The following is a 16367-nucleotide window of genomic DNA, read 5'->3' as shown; positions in this document are numbered from 1 at the left end:
AACCCAACGAGCGATCACCACATAGGACACGGTCTTAGACGATGCCTCAGTTGGCGCGATTGCTCGAAGACCAGGCAGGATGCGTCGGCATGGCAGACCCCGAGCTTGAGCGCGTCAACGGCATTGCCCTCACTGCGGTACAGGCCCTGCTAGGGCTGATCTCATCCGATGTAGTCGCGGTAGCCGTTACCCTCGAAGAGGGACGAGTGTTGCTCTCCTTCTGGGTACGTCGCCATACCGCCGAGATTGACGAAGACATCGCCGATGCGATCGGCGACCTGGAGGCATTTCTCCATCCAGACGCCCCGCTGATCGAACCGCGCGTGATGGTGGGTGCGCCGGAGGCGGCCGCCTTGGGCCCTCACGAACGTATGATCTATTGGGCCAAGTCCTAGGCCTGAACGGCTCTGCGGTAGCAGATGAGGGTGCAGGCGATGCCGACGAAGGCGAGAAAGTGGTCGGCTCTGCGTTCGTAGCGGCGGGGCAGGCGGCGACAGCCGGTGAGCCATGACATGGGGCGTTCGATCATCCAGCGGTGCCGGCCCAGGCGGCCGGACGACTCGATGCCGCGGCGGGCGATGCACGGGACGATCTGCCTGCGTCGCAGCCACTTGCTGGGTCTGGCCGCGGCGAAGCCCCAGTGCACCGCCCACCCAGCCGTCCAACCGGGAGTCGACCGCCCGCTGCGGGTGGGCGATGCGCCGGCCAATGAGGATCCGCAGGCGACTGGCCAGCCAGCCCGGCGTGCGCGAACCCGCCCGGTACCGGACGGGCAGCACCCGCAGCCACTGCGTCACCGCCACGTGCAGATCAGGGTCCGTCCCCGCCAGGGACGCTGCTCGGGCCTGCGGCACCGAAGCGTCAACGTGCGCGCAGAAGTCCCGAATCGCCTGCCGGTACGTGCGAATGTTGCCGCGCTGAAACCAGCGGCCTGCACCAGCTCCACCCACTCGTCCGCCAACTCCGCCGCCAGCCCCGCGCACTCGAACACACCCGGATTCACACTCACCACGGCCTGCTGCCCGTTCGTCTCGCTCGCGGCCACCGACCGCACACCGACCCGGGCCACGGCCGTCGGCCGGACCGGCTCGTGATAGTCGATCTCGGTGTACTCACCCCTGCGCGGCACGGGCCTCCTCCAGCTCCAGCGCGTGACGGGCGATCGTGACGTAGGAGGCACCGCCCGCCGCAGTCCACCCCCGGAAGGCTTCATCGACCTCCCGCATCGGATCCTTGAGGTAGCGCACGTACCGGTAGGTCGTGGCAGGGCTGGCATGACCGAGCCGCCGCTGGACGACCAGCAACGGGTTGCCGGTCATGTGATCCAGCAACGTGGCCATCGGCAACCGCTGGGCTGCCGCGTCGCGCAGGGCCTCGCGGGTCTGGAACATCAGCAGCCGCAACGCGAAGGTGTGCCGGAAGTCGTGGAAGACCCAGCAGCAGCGCGGCATCACCGGCGCCCGCCCATGCCCGGCCCACTGCTTCATGCGCTCCCACGCCCGCAACCGCCCCCGGTCCCAACCGGACAGCGTGAGTATCAGCCCGCCCCGCCCCACCAGCAGCGCCGGCGGATCCAAACCGTCGCCCGTCTCCATCACCGCAATCCGGCGCAACTCCGGCTTGAGTATCTTGACCGACTGCGTGATCGTGACGCCGTCCAGAACACCGCGCACTCGGGTGCCCTCGGCCTCCAACCGGTCCACGACGAACAGCTCGCGCTGACGCCGCCGCAGCCTGCGCTGCGCGGCAGCCACGATTTCCGGGCGCTCGATCAGCAGGTATGGTCCGAGCATCGCCATGGCACCGGCAGGGACGTAGACGGAGCGCGGCCGCCGTCCCTTCGCGCATTCGGCTAGGTCGACATCCCAGGTCGCCGGGCCGTCGGCCGCCTTCGAGACCGAGCTCCGGCAGCAGCAGCGTCGACCACTCCTCAATCCGCATGCCGGTCAGCAGCGCGAGCTCGCTCGCCGCGGGTTGCGCTGCGGACTACACCCACGAAACGGCTCGTCCAACTCGGCAGTTGGCAACAGGCTGCCAAACCTGACATCGCGACAGAACAGGTACTGCTCCAGCTCCATGTGCCGCACCCGGACCTCGTGCGACATCCTGCTGCCCAGCGAGGTCCTGCCCCGCACCAGCCTCCACGGCCGGGCGGCGACGTAGCCGATCTCCACGAGGTAGGCGTAGAGGCGGCCGATCGCCGCGGAGTCACGATCCCAGATGGAGTCCTCGACGGTGGTCCGGCCGTCTGCGCGACGCCACGCCTCGAAGTCCCTGATGTCCTGCTCGGTCGCGGAGCGAAGGTCCTGGTCCCACTTGTGCAGGAAGTTCAGCAGCATCAGGGCGGTGTGCGCGTACGCCTTCATCGTCTTGGGTGCCATGCGCTCCATCGCCAGACGGCGAAACCAGGAGCACAACGGTTCCACCGGGCGTATCGCCTCATCGAGCAGTACCGGCATCCCATCAGGTACCCGGCGCCGCTCCAGGAGCGCCGTCAATTCGCCCTGATCGAGCCCTGCGACCTGGCCGACCTTCCAGACCTTGCGCCGGTCGGTGAAGAAGAGCAGCACCAAACCTCCGCGAAGCCACCCGCAATGCAGCTGGGCAGCAGCCTGTAGGAGGTGAAGGCCACCCTAATGAAGGACAAACGGTGAGACACACTCTCGTGTCTGGTGAACCGTCGGCCTTGGGTTCCATGACCAGCCCACCGGGCAGCGCCCCGTCCGGCGGCAGCACACGCCGTGCCTCGGCGAGCATCGGCTCCAGGGGAGGGGTCAGTGCCACACCGCCACATCTACGCGGTTCAGGCCGCCCACCGCGCGCTGGTGCCCCCGAGCGGTCTACAACGCGTGACCATCCGGGAGGGCCTGGCGTAGGTCGAGGTAGCAGCGCAGCCGCACGCCCGGCTCGCCAGGATCCCGGGTAGTGCGCTCGACTGTCGCGGTTGCCCACCGTGCGGCGAGCGCGTTCTGGAACGCGAACGCCATCTCCTCGTCGGCGGCCGCGACCTCCACGACGACCAGCCCCGGCTCCGCCAGATGCGTTTCGTTGATCGATCCCATACCTGCCAGGACGGGCGGGTCCACGTCGGCGTTATGACCATGCAGGAGGTTCACTCAGGCGGGTCCGCTGCACGGCAAGGCGCTGACACCTCGTACGGTGGCGGGCGTGCCTGCCACCGACCCGCGAGCCACCTTGCCTTCCTCGTTGACCTGCAGGCCGACGTGGACCAGGACCTCGTTGAGGTCGTCGCGGCGCCGGGAGAACACCTCGGGCTGCTGCGTGTACAGCACCGGAGCCATCGCCTCGCTGATGAACCTGATCACGCAGTTCGACGCCTGGTCACGGTCCTGCCGCATCAGCAGCGCACGGGCCGGCCTCTCGCGCTTGTTCGAGCCCTCAGCGTCAGCAACGCCCGTCCGGGCCAGCAGGTGACCGATCTCCCGGCTGCTCAGGCCGTCGTCCGTGGCGGCGAGCACGTCGGCAACCGCGGTGACCATGGCGGAGGTTCAAGGGGCGTACTTGATGGAGGTGCCCATGGGCATGCCCTTTTCTGAGCCTGCTCCGTATGCAGGCCAGCCGACCAGGATGGCACGCACACGCGCTGCGGCGCCCGGGGATTCACCGGCTTCGACGCGCATGCAGTGCTGTCTCCCACTCACCCTTCGTGCCAGAAACGGTGAAACCGGTGGCCGGGGGCTTGCCGGCGTGGGACGGGCGGGTACGACATCTTCAGCCGCACGGGAGGGGACCGTGGTGCAGAAGACGGAGCCAGGGCGGGTGCTCGGTGGAGGCTATCGCCCACGCCCTGCTGTCCGCCGTGCCCGAGGTCGGCCTCACCGGGGACGCGCAGGCGCCGCGTCGCCAGCGGATCCGGCTGGCCGGTGACGTCCCGTCACCGATCGACCCGCCCTCCGGCTGCCGCTTCCGCACCCGCTGCTGGAAGGCGCAGGACAGGTGCGCGGCCGAGGAACCGCCGCTGGTCCGGCTCTCCGGTAATCACGAGGGCCACCCTGACCGCGTGCCACTTCCCCGAGGAGCCGTCCACCGGTCCCGCATGCCGAGGACATCGTCCTGGCCCGGCCCTGACGGCTCTGGAGGAGGGCGGTGCCGGCGGCTGACGGCAGGCCGGGGCGCGAGCCGTACCCCGTTCGGCGGAGCGTCCCGGTCGCGTGACGGTAAGATATGTGAGTGGCGCAGGGGATCCTGCTCGCGTGCTGGTCGGGGGACGGGGGAGGCGGATGGCGGGTTCTGCAGGGGCGACAGAGGTCGGGCTGTCGGTGAGCGGCGCCGGCGCCGAGGCACAGTCCCGGTCGCTGCGGGACTGGCTCGCGGCCGAGGACGCGTTACGCGGCCGGCTGCGGTGGCGGAGGACCGCACCGACGCCTGGGGACATGGGAGGCGTTCTCGACGTCTTGGTCGTGGCGCTAGGTTCCGGCGGTGCCGGAGCGGTGCTGGCGCAGTCGCTGGCGACCTGGCTGGCCGGCCGGCGCGCCGACATCACGGTCACCGTCCGTTCGCCGGAGGGCCGGGAGGTCACCGTGGACGTGCGCAGAGCCGCCGATCCCCAAGCCGTGGTGCGTGAGGTGACCAGCCTTCTCGACGCCGGCCACGGACGGGACGCATGAGCGGTCCCTGGTTCCCGGACCGGTCCACCACCCGTGTACTGCTGATCGGCACCGCGCACTACGACAACAGCGGTCTTCCCGGCATCGACGCCGTGGCGAAGAACCTGGAGTCCCTCGAACGCGCGCTCACCGATCCGGACGTCGGCCTCCTGGACGAACCAGACCATTGCCGGGTGCTGCTCGACGCCAGTGACCAGGCCGCTGTCGGAGCGGCCCTGGCCTGGGCCGTCCGGGAGGCGGACAGCCTGCTGCTGGTGTACTACGCCGGACACGGGGTGCTCGACGACGACGGGCTGCTGCACCTGGCGCTGCGCACCACCGATCCGGAACACACCGGTTTCTCCGCGGTGCCCATGGAACTGCTGAAGAGGAACATCGGGCGGGCCAGGGCCCAGGCCCGTGTCCTGCTGCTGGACTGCTGCTTCTCCGGCCGTGCCGTGTCGGCGATGGCTCAGCCCGACAGCCTGGTGTCGGGGCAGCTCGACATGACAGGTACCTACGTCCTCACCTCCACGACCGCCACGGCTCCCTCCCACGCGCCCGCCGGATCCGCGTACACCGCCTTCACCGGGGCTCTGCTGCGGGCGCTGAGCGTTCCGGAACCGCTGACCCTGGACGGCATCCACGAGTACGTCGACCGGGAACTGGCCGGACTCGGACTGCCCCGCCCCCAGTGCCGCTCGGTCGGAGCCGCCAGGCACCTGGCCTTGGTGCGCGGTCCGGTGGCCGAGCGCCGGCACGTCAGAGAGCGGCCCCAGGGCGAGGCGTCGTTCGACATCGTCCGTCCCGCGCAGATCACGAAGGGAAACGTCGGCGCGTGCCTGCTGCTCGCCGTGCTCGCCTTCGCCCTCGCCTGGGTGCTGGCTTGGGACGTCCTGCGCTACCCGGCGACCGTGGCGGCCGCGGCAGGGCTGTTCGTCTTCTGGCTGGGGTACGGCAGCATCGTCACCTCGTACTGGCGCCGGCTGGTGGTCGACGCCGACGGCCTGTCGGCGGAGGGCCGGAAGGGGGTGCACCAGCGGGCCTGGGAGGACATCGCCCGGCTGACGCTGGTCGAGCCGGAGTCGCCTCCCGGCCGGCTGTCGGCCGCGGCGCACCTCGTGATCCGGTTGCGGCCGGATACGGAGCTGAACAACGAGGTCCACCCACTGCCGAACGACGGCGGGTACGCCTGGCACCTCGGCACCTTCCGCCTGCCCACGGACGAGTTGCTCGCGGCGCTGCGGGCGTACGCGCCCGTCGGCATCCGGGTGGAGCGCAAGCGGTTCGCGCCGCCGGGCACGACCGCGTCGGCCCCGTCGGCGTCACAGACCGGCCCCGCCGCCGACTCCGCGGCCGACCCCGGCGAGTCCTATCGCGCCCCGCGTCGCCGCAGCGCGCTCGTGTTCCTGGCCCTCACCGCGGCCACGGTGGCGTCCGCGGAATACCTCGACCGTCGGAACACCCCTGCCGCTCTCACCGGCCACACCGACGACGTCGTGTGTGTCCGCTTCAACGCGAACGGCACGCTGCTCGCCAGCGGCGGCGACGACAAGAGCGTTCGGGTCTGGGACCCGCACACCCACCACAACACCCGTACGTTCACCGGTCACGAGTCGGAGATCGAGTCGGTGAGGTTCGCCGACGACTACACCGTGGTCAGCTGCGACGGTGAGACGTTGCGCTGCTGGGACGTGAACGACAGCAGAGATCCGGTCGTCATCACCACCTCCTGGGCGCGTCTGAACGGCTATGTGGCCGCCGGCCCCGGCGACCCCGCGGGCGACCACCGGCGACTGCTGCTGTGGGACGTGCGGACCGGCCGCCTGCAAGGCTCGCTGGCTGGTCATTCCGGCGCCGTCACCTCCTGTGCCTGGAGTGGCTCGGGCGGGTACCTCGTCACCGGATGCCTGGACGGCACCCTCCGGCTGTGGAACGCCGTCACCCGGAAGGCCACGGCCACCCTCAAAGGCCCCGAGAGCAGCGTCGACGCGGTCCTGTTCGGACCGGACGGCAACACGGTGATCAGCGCCGGAGACGACGGCACCGTGCGCATCTGGGACATCAGGACGGGTGGCGTCGTCGCCGTCTTCCGCACGGGAGAGGTCAAGTCTCTGGGATACGGGAACCAGGGCAGGACCCTCTACTGCATGAACAGCTCCGGGAAACTGCGTCTGTGGGACTGGGCCACCCGGAAGCCCGTCGCCGCCCTCCAGGTGGATTCCCTCTACGCCGACACCTTGTCGGCTTGGCAGGGAACCCTCGTCCTGGGCCAGGAGGGAACGGTGCGGCTGGTCGACATGGGCACCGGGCGCAGCCGTGCCCTCCCCGTGCCCTTCATGCCGTGGGGGGCCTCGACCGGCTTCCGGGTGTCCGGGACCGCGATCGCGTCCGACGGACTCACCATCGCCGCCGGGTGCACGGACGACCGCATCCGGCTGTGGAAGAGGGACTCCACCGGCGCGGTCTTCTGAGGGGGCGGCCGGGGTCCGGATGCCTCGCTTGCATAGCCAGCGGCGCAGGTGGTCGTAGTCGTAGCCCTTGTCCGCGTGCAGCTTGGCGGGCCGTCGCCGGTCCCGCGGCGGACTGACCACGAAGATCCACCTCGCCGCCGACGGCAGCTGCGGACCCCTGGCCTTTCATCTGACCGCCGGACAGGCCGGCGATGCACCCGCTTTCACGCAGGTGATGGCACGTCTGCGTGTTCCGCGCCGACGCCGGCGGTCCCGCGCCAGGCCAGGGGTGGTCTCGGCGGACAAGGCGTACTCCTCACGCGCAATCCGCGCACACTCCGGGCCAGGAAGGCGCCGACAAGGTCGCCGAACGCGCTGCCGGACACCTCCGCAGCCCCGGTACCTTGCTCGTACCTTCCCGCCTTCTCACCCGCCCTGCCCCCCGACCCCGAGTAAACGCCGCCGTCCGCGGTCACGCCCGGGCACTGCTCCAGGCCGCCGCGGCTCTTTTCGCCGCCGAGCGGCCCGCCCAGGTGGAACATCTGCGCCGGGCCCTGGTCGAAGTCAGCGAGGTGGTGGCCTGGGCTGTGAGTGCGGCCAGCACGCCGTGGGCGAGTATGGCCAGGGTGTGCCGGTACTAGGTGTGCTGTCCCGGGACGTTGGTGACACGCGTGCTGGGTGCTTGAACCGGTGAGGGCCTTCTGGGTTCGGTGTGGATTGCGACTCTACGACCGGTACTCAGGAGGCCCTCGTGTCCCACCGTAATGCCCCGCTGACCCCGACCGGCAGGCTGCGTCTGGCCCGGTGTGTCGTGGACGACGGCTGGCCGCTGCGGAGGGCCGCGGAACGCTTCCAGGTCAGTCACACCACCGCCGCACGCTGGGCCGGCCGCTACCGGCAACTCGGCGAGGCCGGGATGCAGGACCGCTCCAGCCGCCCGCACCACCAGCCGCGCCGTACCCCGCCCGCGATCGAGACCCAGGTGGTGCGCCTGGCCACCCGGTGCGGTATCGCCGCGTCCACCGCCCACCGCATCCTCGTCCGGCACGGTCTGCCCGCTCTGGCCGCCTGTGACCGGGCCACCGGCGAGCCGGTCCGCTGCTACGAGCGCTCCCGGCCCGGCGAACTGGTCCACATCGACGTCAAGAAACTCGGCCGCATCCCTGACGGCGGCGGGCACCGCACCCAGGGCCGCCCCGAAGGCCGACGCAACCGGACCGGTACCGGCTACGCCTACCTGCACACCGCCCTGGACGACCACACCCGCCTCGCCTACACCGAAGACCTGCCCGACGAGACCGCCGCCACCTGCGCCGGCTTCCTCACCCGCGCCACCGCCTGGTTCGCCACCCACGGCATCACCATCGAACGGGTCCTGACCGACAATGCCTGGGCCTACACCAAGACCACCTGGCGCCAGACCTGCCACCAACTGGGCATCAGCCCCCGCTCCCGTTCCGAAGGCGATCGCCGATGTCCTGTCGAAGCGGTCCGATCCGTTCGTGGAGGATCTGTTCCAGGAGCTCCTGGCCGGCTTGGGCATCGATCTCTGAACTGCCGCGGGCGAAGCGTGCCGATCACAGCCACTCGTTGATGGCCGCTACGAGGACAGTGGCCTCGTAGCGGACCGCGAGTTTGTCGTACCGGGTGGCGACGGCGCGGTGTCTCTTGAGGCGGTTGATCCCGCACTCGACCGCATGACGCTCGCGGTAATCGACCGGGTCGAAATGCGGTGGCCGGCCACCGTGAGAGCCTCGCTTCCTGCGGTTGCGCGCCTGGTCGGCCTTGCCGGGGATGGTGCAGCGGATCCCGCGCCGGCGGAGGTAGGCGCGGTTCTTTCGGGAGGCATATGCCTTGTCGGCCCGGACGCGGTCGGGGCGGACGCGTGGTCGGCCCGGCCCGATGCGGGGCACGCGGACCTTTTCCAGCACGGGTTCGAACTGCGGCGCGTCTCCGTGCTGTCCTGCCGTCACCACGATCGACATGGGTTTTTCGCCCTGCTCGACGGCGAGATGCAGCTTGGTGGTGAACCCACCGCGCGAGCGGCCCAGCCCGTGATCACGGGGCTCAGTGAAGATGCCGCCCGGTGGTTCCTTTCGCAGGCCGCCCTGCTTACGGGCCCCGGCCGCATGCTGATGGGCGCGACAGACCGTGGAGTCGACGTCCAGGTCCCACGTGATCGCACCCTGCACATCGGCCAGGGACTGGGGTCGGGTCAGGATGCCGTGCCAGGTGCCGTCTCGCTGCCATCGGCGGAACAGATTCGTAGACCCGGTCCCACGGCCCATACTCGACAGGCACGTCCCGCCACGGAACACCGGTCCGGACCCGAAACCGTATGCCGTCGATCAGCCGCCGTCGCGGCCAGACCGGCGGCCGCCCCGCCTTCGTTCCTTTCGGCAGCAACGGCTCCAACACCGCCCACTGCTCGTCCGTAAGATCTCCTCGACCCATGAACCGTGATCATCCAGCGCTCAAGATCCACTTTCGATACACGGCCTACGGCCTCGGACGGGTAGTGGAAGAGGACCCCGCAACCGTCCTCGTCTACGACCTGGGGGGGCACCTTCGACGTCTCCATCCTCACCCTGATGCCGGGCGTGCTGGACGTGCTCGGCGTCGGCGGCGACAACCTGCTCGGCGGTACGGACTTCGACAGCTGTCTGGCCGGTCGCCTCCAGGAGCTCCTCGAAGCGCGCGATGCCGAGTACGAAGCGCTGCCGGGCGACGCCGCGAAGATCCGCAAGGCGACGGAGCGCGCCAAGATCAAGCTGTCGGCGGAGTCCTCGACCGAGGTGATCGTCTCGCCACTCGGTGCTTCCGGCGTGGTCGTCTCGGAGACCGTGGACCGCAAGGAGTTCGAGGCTCTCATCTCTGACAGGATCGAGGAGACCGTCCGTCTGACCCTGAGCACCGTGGCCGGGGCATCGCTGCGCCCGGAGGACATGGACCAGGTCCTCCTAGTGGGCGGATCGAGCGCCATCCCGCTAGTGCGGGAGCGGCTGGCGGAGGTCTTCGGCCGCGAGAAGCTACGCATGAACGTGGACCCCATGACGTGCGTAGCACTGGGCGCGGCCGTCCAGTCGGCGCTCGTCCAGGAACTGGAATGCCCCGGATGCCGCGCGGCGTGCTCTCTGGACGCTGGCGCGTGCCCCGAGTGCGCCGTCCCGCTGGTGGGCGCCCCGACGGTGGAGTGCCCGACGTGCCACGCCCGCTCCCGAGGGCACGGGGGAGTGTCCCGTCTGCGCCTCCGACCTCACCGGGCTCGCCGCGGAACGGCCGACGCCACCCCCGGTTGTCTGCGGAGAGTGCGCGGAGGGGAACGACCCCAAGGTGCTGGAGTGCGAGCTGTGCGGAGCCGAGCTGCGCGGTGGCGGCGGCCTGAAGTGTCCGAAGTGCGCGCTCGTGAATCAGCCGGGCCTTGCTTCGTGCTCCTATTGCGATGCGGAACTGCCTGTCGCCGCACCGTCCGACGTGACGCCCCGCCCCATCGGCGTCCGCACAAGTGACGGCACATTGGAAATACTGATCGAGGCAAACACCCGCTACCCCACGGAACAGCCCGTCCGGCACGATTTCCAGGTCACCGCCAACCCGGGGGACATGCTGGAGATCGCTCTCGCACGAAGGTGACCTCCAGCCCGCCGACCGCAACGACCTCTGCGGTGTCGCCCTATACGAGATGATTGACGGAACCGCGGGTACGAAGGTGCTCACCATCGCCGCGCACTCGACCACGACCGGTCGATCCATGTGGAGACCCGGCTCGACGGGGCCTCGTTCAGTGCAGCCGCCTTTCGGCGCAACCCGATGCCCCCCGGAATTCCGCCGGCGGGCGCGGGAGGCACACGATCGGTTCCAGAAGTTCCTGCCCGACTGGCGCCACGAGCTCACGCAGGCGGAGAAGGCGGTCCTGGCCGAGACGGCGACCGTGCTGGAGCAGGTTGTCCGGGGCGAGGCACCCGGACGCTCCTTGGACACGCTCCTAGACGAGGCGGATGTACTGCTGGAACGTCAGCAGAACATCCGCTGGGCTTCGGCCCTCTCGTACCGCTACCCGGAGCACGTGGCCGACCTGATGCCCCAGGAGGATCTGGAAGCGATGCGGCGTCACCGCACCGACATCGAAGTGGCGCGTCAGGCTGCAGACTTCGAGCGCGGGCACAAAATCGCTGATGAGGTGATGAGCATTCGGCACCGGCTCGGTACGGACTTGTTCCGGGTAATGAACGCCCTGAGTTTCGCCTCGCACAACGGAGTGAACGCCGCGCTCCAACAGCGCATCCAGCAGGCCGGCGACGGACTGACGGAAGCCGTGCGCCGAGGGGACTTCGCGGGCGCAGACGCGGCCAAGTCCCGCATCACCGACCTCTATCAGGACGTGCGCCGGGCGCTGGACGAGTTCAGCCCCCCGGAGCGCAAGACCGTGCATCCACGGAAGATGGCGTGACGAGCCGGCGCAGGCGCCGGGGCCTGACCCGTCCGGCGAAGAGGGCTGTGCCTGCGGCCGACCTGCTCGGCCGCGACTTCACCGCCTCTGAGCCCGGCACGCGGTTGGCCGGCGACATCACGTTCATCTCCACCGACTAGGGCTGGCTCTACCTGGCGACCAGGCCACTCGCGAGATCGTCGGCTACTTGATGGCCGACCCCACCGGGCGAGCCTGGTCGTCGACGCGCTGGCGATGGCCGCCGGCCGCGGCCGGCTCCGGCCCGGCTGCATCGCACACTCCGACCGCGGCAGCGAGCACACATCCAAGGAACTCCGCCGTGAACTGTGCAGGCTGGGGCTGCGACAGAGCATGGGACACACGGGGTCCTGCTTCGACAACACCGCCGAGTCCTTCTTCGCGGTGCTGAAGGAAGAGATCGGCACCCGCCGCTGGCCCGACCGGGCCACCGACCGCGTTGAGATCTTTGCCTTCAACGAGACCTTCTACAACCGCAGGCGGCTGCGGAAACCACCCTCACTGGGGCTACCTCACCCCGCTGGAAATCAGGCAGCGACACGAGCAAGGACACGCCCTCGCACCGTAGCGTCTGCCCTGCCAAGGACGCTGAGAGAATCCCTCCACGGGACAGCGGGTCGTAACCGATCCCACGCGAAGATCGGCGCGCTCGGCGCACCAGCCGCCCCACTGGCGGTTCGTCGTCACCTACCCGTGAGCAAGCGCTTGGCCCTGACGACCCATCGACGGATGTCGTACCGGGCTCGACGTCCTCGCCCGATAAGGCGGAAGGCAAGGAAGCAGACGAGATGGCCAGAATCACGACGGGGTACCGGGCGCTCAGCATGCGCGGGTCTGCTTGACGGTGTCAGCGCTTTCGCGGCGCACACCTTGGCCGGCGCTTGCTCATGCAAGGGTTACGACAACAGTCGTACGAGCGTGATCAGTACCACGAGGGCTCCGAGAACCACTGCGGCGATCCGCCGGAGACGCTGTGGCGAGGACAGGACGACCACTCTGGGTGAACTGGTCGTCGGTACGACGTAGTAGACACGGTGCGGGTGCTGCGGTGCTACTGCGCGGGCCAGTTTCAGGTGCTTGAACGTGGCCTGCCGCGCGATCTCACCTTTGGCCGGTGTCAGGTACGGTTGTACGGCGCGGCGGAACTCGCTCGTTACGTCTGCGGGCACGGGGTGGTCGTCGTTCAGATGCATCGGGTGCCAGTGGCCACTTTCACGAGCTGCTTTGCGAACCCGATTTGGCACGCCTGTCTCAGGCTCCCGCACCGTGTCCTTTTTCGGCGCCCGGGAGATGGTGCCCTCAGTCCACGTCACGATTCGGCCGGCGCCTCTGCATTCTGTGTGGTCCTGTGTTCCGGTGTGGTTACAGTCGGGGCAGCTGCGCTGTCCTCTGCCGCCGCACTGGGAGCAGGTGACACGGCGCCTGCCATGGCAGGTGGCACATGCGGCGTCCCGCTCCCCGCAGCGTCGGCACAGACCACGTTCGTCTACCGGGCTGCGGTCCTCGGGGAGCTGCCGGATCTTGTTTCCGGTGCCGTCGCAGCGCAGACAGGAGTCCACACCGCGGCAGGCCGGGCAGATCATCAGCTCCTCACAGGGAAGATCGCCCCGGCCGCTGCAGCGGGGACAGGGCACCTTGCCGTTGCTGCACGAACACGACTTATCAGCCCGCGTTCCGCGTCGCACCAGCTTCAGCGTGAGTCTTTCTTCTGGGCTTTTCGGTGGCGCCACGTGGTATTTGCTCAGGACGTCGTACACCGGCCGGTTCGACAGATCGATGGAGCCGTAGTGCTCCTGCTGGCTTTCCTCCCGGGTCTCGATGCATCGCACGGTCTCACCCTCCAGGAGGGAGAGCCAGGTGATCTCTACCGTGTCCGGCGGTCTCAGTTTGGACGTTCCCGCTTGCTCCTGGACATGTTGCCGTACAGCGCTCAGGACGTCGTTCTCGCTCAGCACACCGCATCCCCCTGCTGTCCGCCTAGGTCCTCCCACAGTCCATGTTGTGGACGGGAAGCCAACTGGGACAATAGCGAACGAGCCTCACGACCGTGCAGCGATGATCGGCCTCATCCGGTATGCCTGATATGTCCGCTCTGGTTGACAGGCCGCCGCTAACGTCGCGGCTGAGCCCTTCCGGGCCCTCTCGACCCCGCCAGGCCATGATCGATCTCTTGTGATGACTCGGTATCATTGGGGTGCCTTGACGGAGTTTGGTGGACACCAACAAGGACAACCCGAACCGTCAGGTGCGGCTGAGCTTCTTGGCCTGACGTCCGGCGGCTGTCCCGCGCAAACTCGCAACGTCATCAGCTGAGCCCCGGGGTAGGGACGCGCTGGCAGCCGCCGCATCTGCTGCCACCCTCTGACGGGTTTCGCCGGGCCACGGTCCGGGCGATGCCGGCGCCGCGGTGGGAGCCCTCCTCCGGCCCGGGAACGCGGACTCGTACACGGCCGCCGACGACATCGTCGCCACTCGCCGGACCCCGGCCCAGCTGCTCGGGAAGGGTGAGCTGCGGCTTTCCCGGTTCCGCGCCGCCGGTCGTGTCAACCTGTAGGCAGGAGGCGCGAGTTGCGCGCGTATGTCATGAGCATGACTAGATGTGATCATGACAAGCCTACTATATTGCATGGGTCCGTGACGCACTGTGACAGGAGGCCCTGCGTTGCAAGGCTCGACACTCGCGCGAAGAGCGCGCCGCGCACTCAAGGCGGCGGTACTCGCCGGCGTACTCGTGGTCACGTCCTTCGGGGTGGCCGGCCCGTCCACTGCTCAAGACCGTGACCTCGGCGTCGACGAAATATCGCACAGTGCGAACATCAAGCCTCTGGCGAACGTACCGAGGCAGGGTCCGCTCGCCAATGCCACGCACAGCGACCTGGCGTTCTACGGCGACTACGCCATTCAGGGCACCTACGCCGGGTTCACGATCTACGACATCAAGAACCCCAAGAAGCCGGAGATCGTCTCTCAGACGGCGTGCAACGGCGGCCAGGGCGACCCCACCGTCTCCGAGGACGGCAAGCTGCTGTTCGTGTCGGTCGACACTCCGCAGTCGGATCCGTCCTGTGCGAGCACGAACTCCAACGCGGCCAACCCGAACGCCTGGGAAGGCATCCGCATCTTCGACATCAGCGACAAGCGCAACCCCACGTACGTGAAGTCGGTTCGGACCGACTGCGGTTCCCACACGCACACGTACGTTCCCGCTGACGGCAAAGACACGGCCTACCTCTACATCTCGTCGTACGGCCCGTCCCCGGCGTTCCCCCACTGCCAGCCTCCGCACGACTCGATCTCGATCGTCGAGGTTCCCCTGGACGACCCGGACTCCGCGTCCGTGGTCGCCACGCCCGTGCTCTTCCCCGACGGCGGCGCAGGCGCCACCGCGGGCTGCCACGACATCACGGTCTTCCCCGAGAAGGATCTTGCCGCCGGCGCCTGCATGGGCGAAGGTGCTCTGATCGACATCTCGGATCCCACCAAGCCGTACGTGATCACCAGCGCCACCGACGCGAACTTCGCCTTCTGGCACTCGGCGACGTTCACGAACGACGGGAACCGCGTCGTCTTCACCGATGAGCTCGGGGGCGGCAGCGCGCCGACCTGCAACGAGCAGATCGGGCCGAACCGCGGGGCCGACGCCATCTACGACATCAAGGGCGAGGGCGACAACCGTCGGCTGGTGTTCCGCAGCTACTTCAAGATTCCGCGCATGCAGCAGCAGACGGAGAACTGCGTCGCCCACAACGGCTCGCTCATCCCGGCCAAGCACCGCGACATGATGGTGCAGGCCTGGTACCAGGGCGGCGTGTCGGTCATCGACTTCACCGACCCCGACCACCCGAAGGAGATCGGCTACTTCGAGCGCGGCCCGCTGTCCAAGGAGACCTTGCAACTCGGCGGCTCCTGGTCGGCGTACTGGTACAACGGCCGCATCTACTCCAGTGACATCACCAAGGGCCTGGACGTGCTCCAGCTCACCGGAGCGCCGAACAGTGCCCACCGGGTCCGGCTGGACTTCATGAACGCGCAGACCCAGTACAGCTACAAGCCCTGATTCCGCCCATGCCCCGGCGGGCGGCACGTCCGCCGGGGCCGCACCGTACCCGCACATGCAGCAAGCCACACGTTCGGCCCGCCGCGTGGGCGGCTCCCAGGGGCGCCGCGCGGCGAGGCAGAAGGGAACAGGGGCACACATGAGGTACCGCAGAGTTGCAAGTGCGCTGCTGACAGCAGCCTGCCTGCTCGGCGCCGCAACCACGTCCGCCGACGCGGAGGCTGGGCAGACACCCGTGGCCGCGGCGGCCGACTCCGCCCCGGCGTCGACGAACCCGCAGGTCGAGTCGAACAACGCCGATGCCGACTTCGTCGCCATGATGATCCCGCATCACCAGCAGGCGCTCATCCTCAGCCGGCTGGCCCCGTCGCGGTCCAGTGACAGCGATGTGCGTGCGCTCGCCAACCGGATCGACGTCGAGCAGGGCCTCGAGATCTACATGATGCAGTCCTGGCAGGAGTGGAACGGCCTGGAGAAGACGGACCCCCAGCAGTCGTACGAGGAGATGCTGCGGGATCCGATGATGGTCGAGATGATGGGGATGGCCACCCCCGAGGAGCTCGACCGGTTGAGCGCGGCCACGGGCAACGCCTTCGACGTGCAGTACCTGCGGCTGATGAGCAAGCACCACAACGGCGCGATCGGCATGCTGACGGAGGTGCTCACCAACGGGACCGACGAGACGATACAGACGTGGGCGACCGACATGCTGGCCACCCAGTACGCCCAGGTCCAGATGATGCAGAAGATGCTGGACGACAGGACGCAGACGTCCTGACCCA

General features: G+C 68.7%; 11 protein-coding genes and 6 pseudogenes. 10 read left to right on the top strand and 7 right to left on the bottom strand.

Annotated features, from left to right (window positions below; translation table 11 throughout):
* The first annotated feature begins 89 nt into the window (after nucleotides 1–89).
* The gene (locus GV126_RS29155; protein ID WP_159672323.1) at nucleotides 90–395 is read left to right on the top strand and encodes a MafI2 family immunity protein; all 306 of its coding nucleotides are present in this window, start codon (nucleotides 90–92) and stop codon (nucleotides 393–395) included.
* Here GV126_RS29155 and GV126_RS29150 read toward each other — a convergent pair.
* From GV126_RS29150 to GV126_RS29130, 5 genes and pseudogenes are all read right to left on the bottom strand, one after another.
* Nucleotides 392–604 (bottom strand): annotated as a pseudogene (locus tag GV126_RS29150) (transposase); the annotation flags it as partial. The gene GV126_RS29155 and the pseudogene GV126_RS29150 sit on opposite strands and share 4 nt — an antisense overlap.
* 508 nt (nucleotides 605–1112) lie before the next feature.
* Nucleotides 1113–1799, bottom strand: coding sequence for a site-specific integrase (locus GV126_RS29145; RefSeq protein ID WP_159672321.1), 687 nt, complete (start codon nucleotides 1797–1799; stop codon nucleotides 1113–1115).
* Nucleotides 1800–1946: 147 nt separating this feature from the next.
* Nucleotides 1947–2570: a site-specific integrase gene (locus GV126_RS29140; protein ID WP_159672319.1), complete on the bottom strand. Its 624-nt coding sequence runs from the start codon at nucleotides 2568–2570 to the stop codon at nucleotides 1947–1949.
* Between the two features lie 270 nt (nucleotides 2571–2840).
* The gene (locus tag GV126_RS29135) at nucleotides 2841–3116 is read right to left on the bottom strand and encodes a DUF6207 family protein (protein ID WP_236570155.1); all 276 of its coding nucleotides are present in this window, start codon (nucleotides 3114–3116) and stop codon (nucleotides 2841–2843) included.
* Complete coding sequence (locus tag GV126_RS29130; protein WP_159672317.1) at nucleotides 3117–3500, bottom strand: hypothetical protein; 384 nt, start codon at nucleotides 3498–3500, stop codon at nucleotides 3117–3119. It abuts the gene before it with no gap.
* A gap of 302 nt (nucleotides 3501–3802) precedes the next feature.
* Between GV126_RS29130 and GV126_RS29125 the strand changes: the two are divergent.
* The 3 genes and pseudogenes from GV126_RS29125 to GV126_RS29115 form a co-directional block, all read left to right on the top strand.
* Nucleotides 3803–4121, top strand: a pseudogene (locus GV126_RS29125) (oligopeptide/dipeptide ABC transporter ATP-binding protein); the annotation flags it as partial.
* A 120-nt stretch (nucleotides 4122–4241) separates the two neighbouring features.
* Complete coding sequence (locus tag GV126_RS36755) at nucleotides 4242–4628, top strand: effector-associated constant component EACC1 (RefSeq protein ID WP_236570154.1); 387 nt, start codon at nucleotides 4242–4244, stop codon at nucleotides 4626–4628.
* Entirely contained in the window at nucleotides 4625–7081 is a 2457-nt protein-coding gene (locus tag GV126_RS29115) for a caspase, EACC1-associated type (protein WP_159672313.1), read from the top strand. The genes GV126_RS36755 and GV126_RS29115 overlap by 4 nt, the downstream gene beginning before the upstream one ends.
* A gap of 18 nt (nucleotides 7082–7099) precedes the next feature.
* On the opposite strand, the pseudogene GV126_RS29110 reads toward GV126_RS29115, so the two are convergent.
* Nucleotides 7100–7186: pseudogene (locus GV126_RS29110) on the bottom strand (IS5/IS1182 family transposase); the annotation flags it as partial.
* On the opposite strand from GV126_RS29110, the pseudogene GV126_RS29105 reads away from it, so the two are divergent.
* A pseudogene (locus tag GV126_RS29105) lies at nucleotides 7179–7397 on the top strand (transposase); the annotation flags it as partial. The pseudogenes GV126_RS29110 and GV126_RS29105 overlap by 8 nt on opposite strands.
* A 414-nt stretch (nucleotides 7398–7811) precedes the next feature.
* Nucleotides 7812–8504 (top strand): annotated as a pseudogene (locus GV126_RS29100) (DDE-type integrase/transposase/recombinase); the annotation flags it as partial.
* Nucleotides 8505–8637: 133 nt separating this feature from the next.
* On the opposite strand, the gene GV126_RS29095 reads toward GV126_RS29100, so the two are convergent.
* Nucleotides 8638–9514 (bottom strand): IS5 family transposase gene (locus GV126_RS29095; protein ID WP_159672311.1). Its coding sequence is split into 2 segments (ribosomal slippage): nucleotides 8638–9318 and nucleotides 9320–9514, totalling 876 coding nucleotides; the frame shifts between segments, so codons are not numbered across the junction.
* 116 nt (nucleotides 9515–9630) lie between these two features.
* Between GV126_RS29095 and GV126_RS29090 the strand changes: the two are divergent.
* The 4 genes and pseudogenes from GV126_RS29090 to GV126_RS29075 all read left to right on the top strand — a co-directional run.
* A pseudogene (locus GV126_RS29090) lies at nucleotides 9631–10569 on the top strand (Hsp70 family protein); the annotation flags it as partial.
* 173 nt (nucleotides 10570–10742) lie between these two features.
* Nucleotides 10743–11510 (top strand): hypothetical protein, encoded by a 768-nt coding sequence (locus GV126_RS29085; protein ID WP_159672307.1) that lies wholly within the window; start codon nucleotides 10743–10745, stop codon nucleotides 11508–11510.
* A gap of 2749 nt (nucleotides 11511–14259) precedes the next feature.
* Nucleotides 14260–15585, top strand: coding sequence for an LVIVD repeat-containing protein (locus GV126_RS29080; RefSeq protein ID WP_236570308.1), 1326 nt, complete (start codon nucleotides 14260–14262; stop codon nucleotides 15583–15585).
* 139 nt (nucleotides 15586–15724) lie between these two features.
* On the top strand, nucleotides 15725–16363 hold the full coding sequence (locus tag GV126_RS29075; protein WP_159672303.1) for a DUF305 domain-containing protein: 639 nt from the start codon (nucleotides 15725–15727) through the stop codon (nucleotides 16361–16363).
* Nucleotides 16364–16367: the final 4 nt, after the last annotated feature.

The organism is Streptomyces mexicanus (assembly GCF_902506575.1).
GTDB lineage: Bacteria > Actinomycetota > Actinomycetes > Streptomycetales > Streptomycetaceae > Streptomyces > Streptomyces mexicanus.
This window is presented reverse-complemented; position numbering and strand designations above follow the sequence as displayed.

Coding starts and splice junctions, on each gene's coding strand:
- GV126_RS29155 (WP_159672323.1), top strand. CDS start 90: ATGGCAGACCCCGAGCTTGAGCGCGTCAACGGCATTGCCCTCACTGCG.
- GV126_RS29145 (WP_159672321.1), bottom strand. CDS start 1,799: ATGGCGATGCTCGGACCATACCTGCTGATCGAGCGCCCGGAAATCGTG.
- GV126_RS29130 (WP_159672317.1), bottom strand. CDS start 3,500: ATGGTCACCGCGGTTGCCGACGTGCTCGCCGCCACGGACGACGGCCTG.
- GV126_RS36755 (WP_236570154.1), top strand. CDS start 4,242: ATGGCGGGTTCTGCAGGGGCGACAGAGGTCGGGCTGTCGGTGAGCGGC.
- GV126_RS29115 (WP_159672313.1), top strand. CDS start 4,625: ATGAGCGGTCCCTGGTTCCCGGACCGGTCCACCACCCGTGTACTGCTG.
- GV126_RS29085 (WP_159672307.1), top strand. CDS start 10,743: ATGATTGACGGAACCGCGGGTACGAAGGTGCTCACCATCGCCGCGCAC.
- GV126_RS29075 (WP_159672303.1), top strand. CDS start 15,725: ATGAGGTACCGCAGAGTTGCAAGTGCGCTGCTGACAGCAGCCTGCCTG.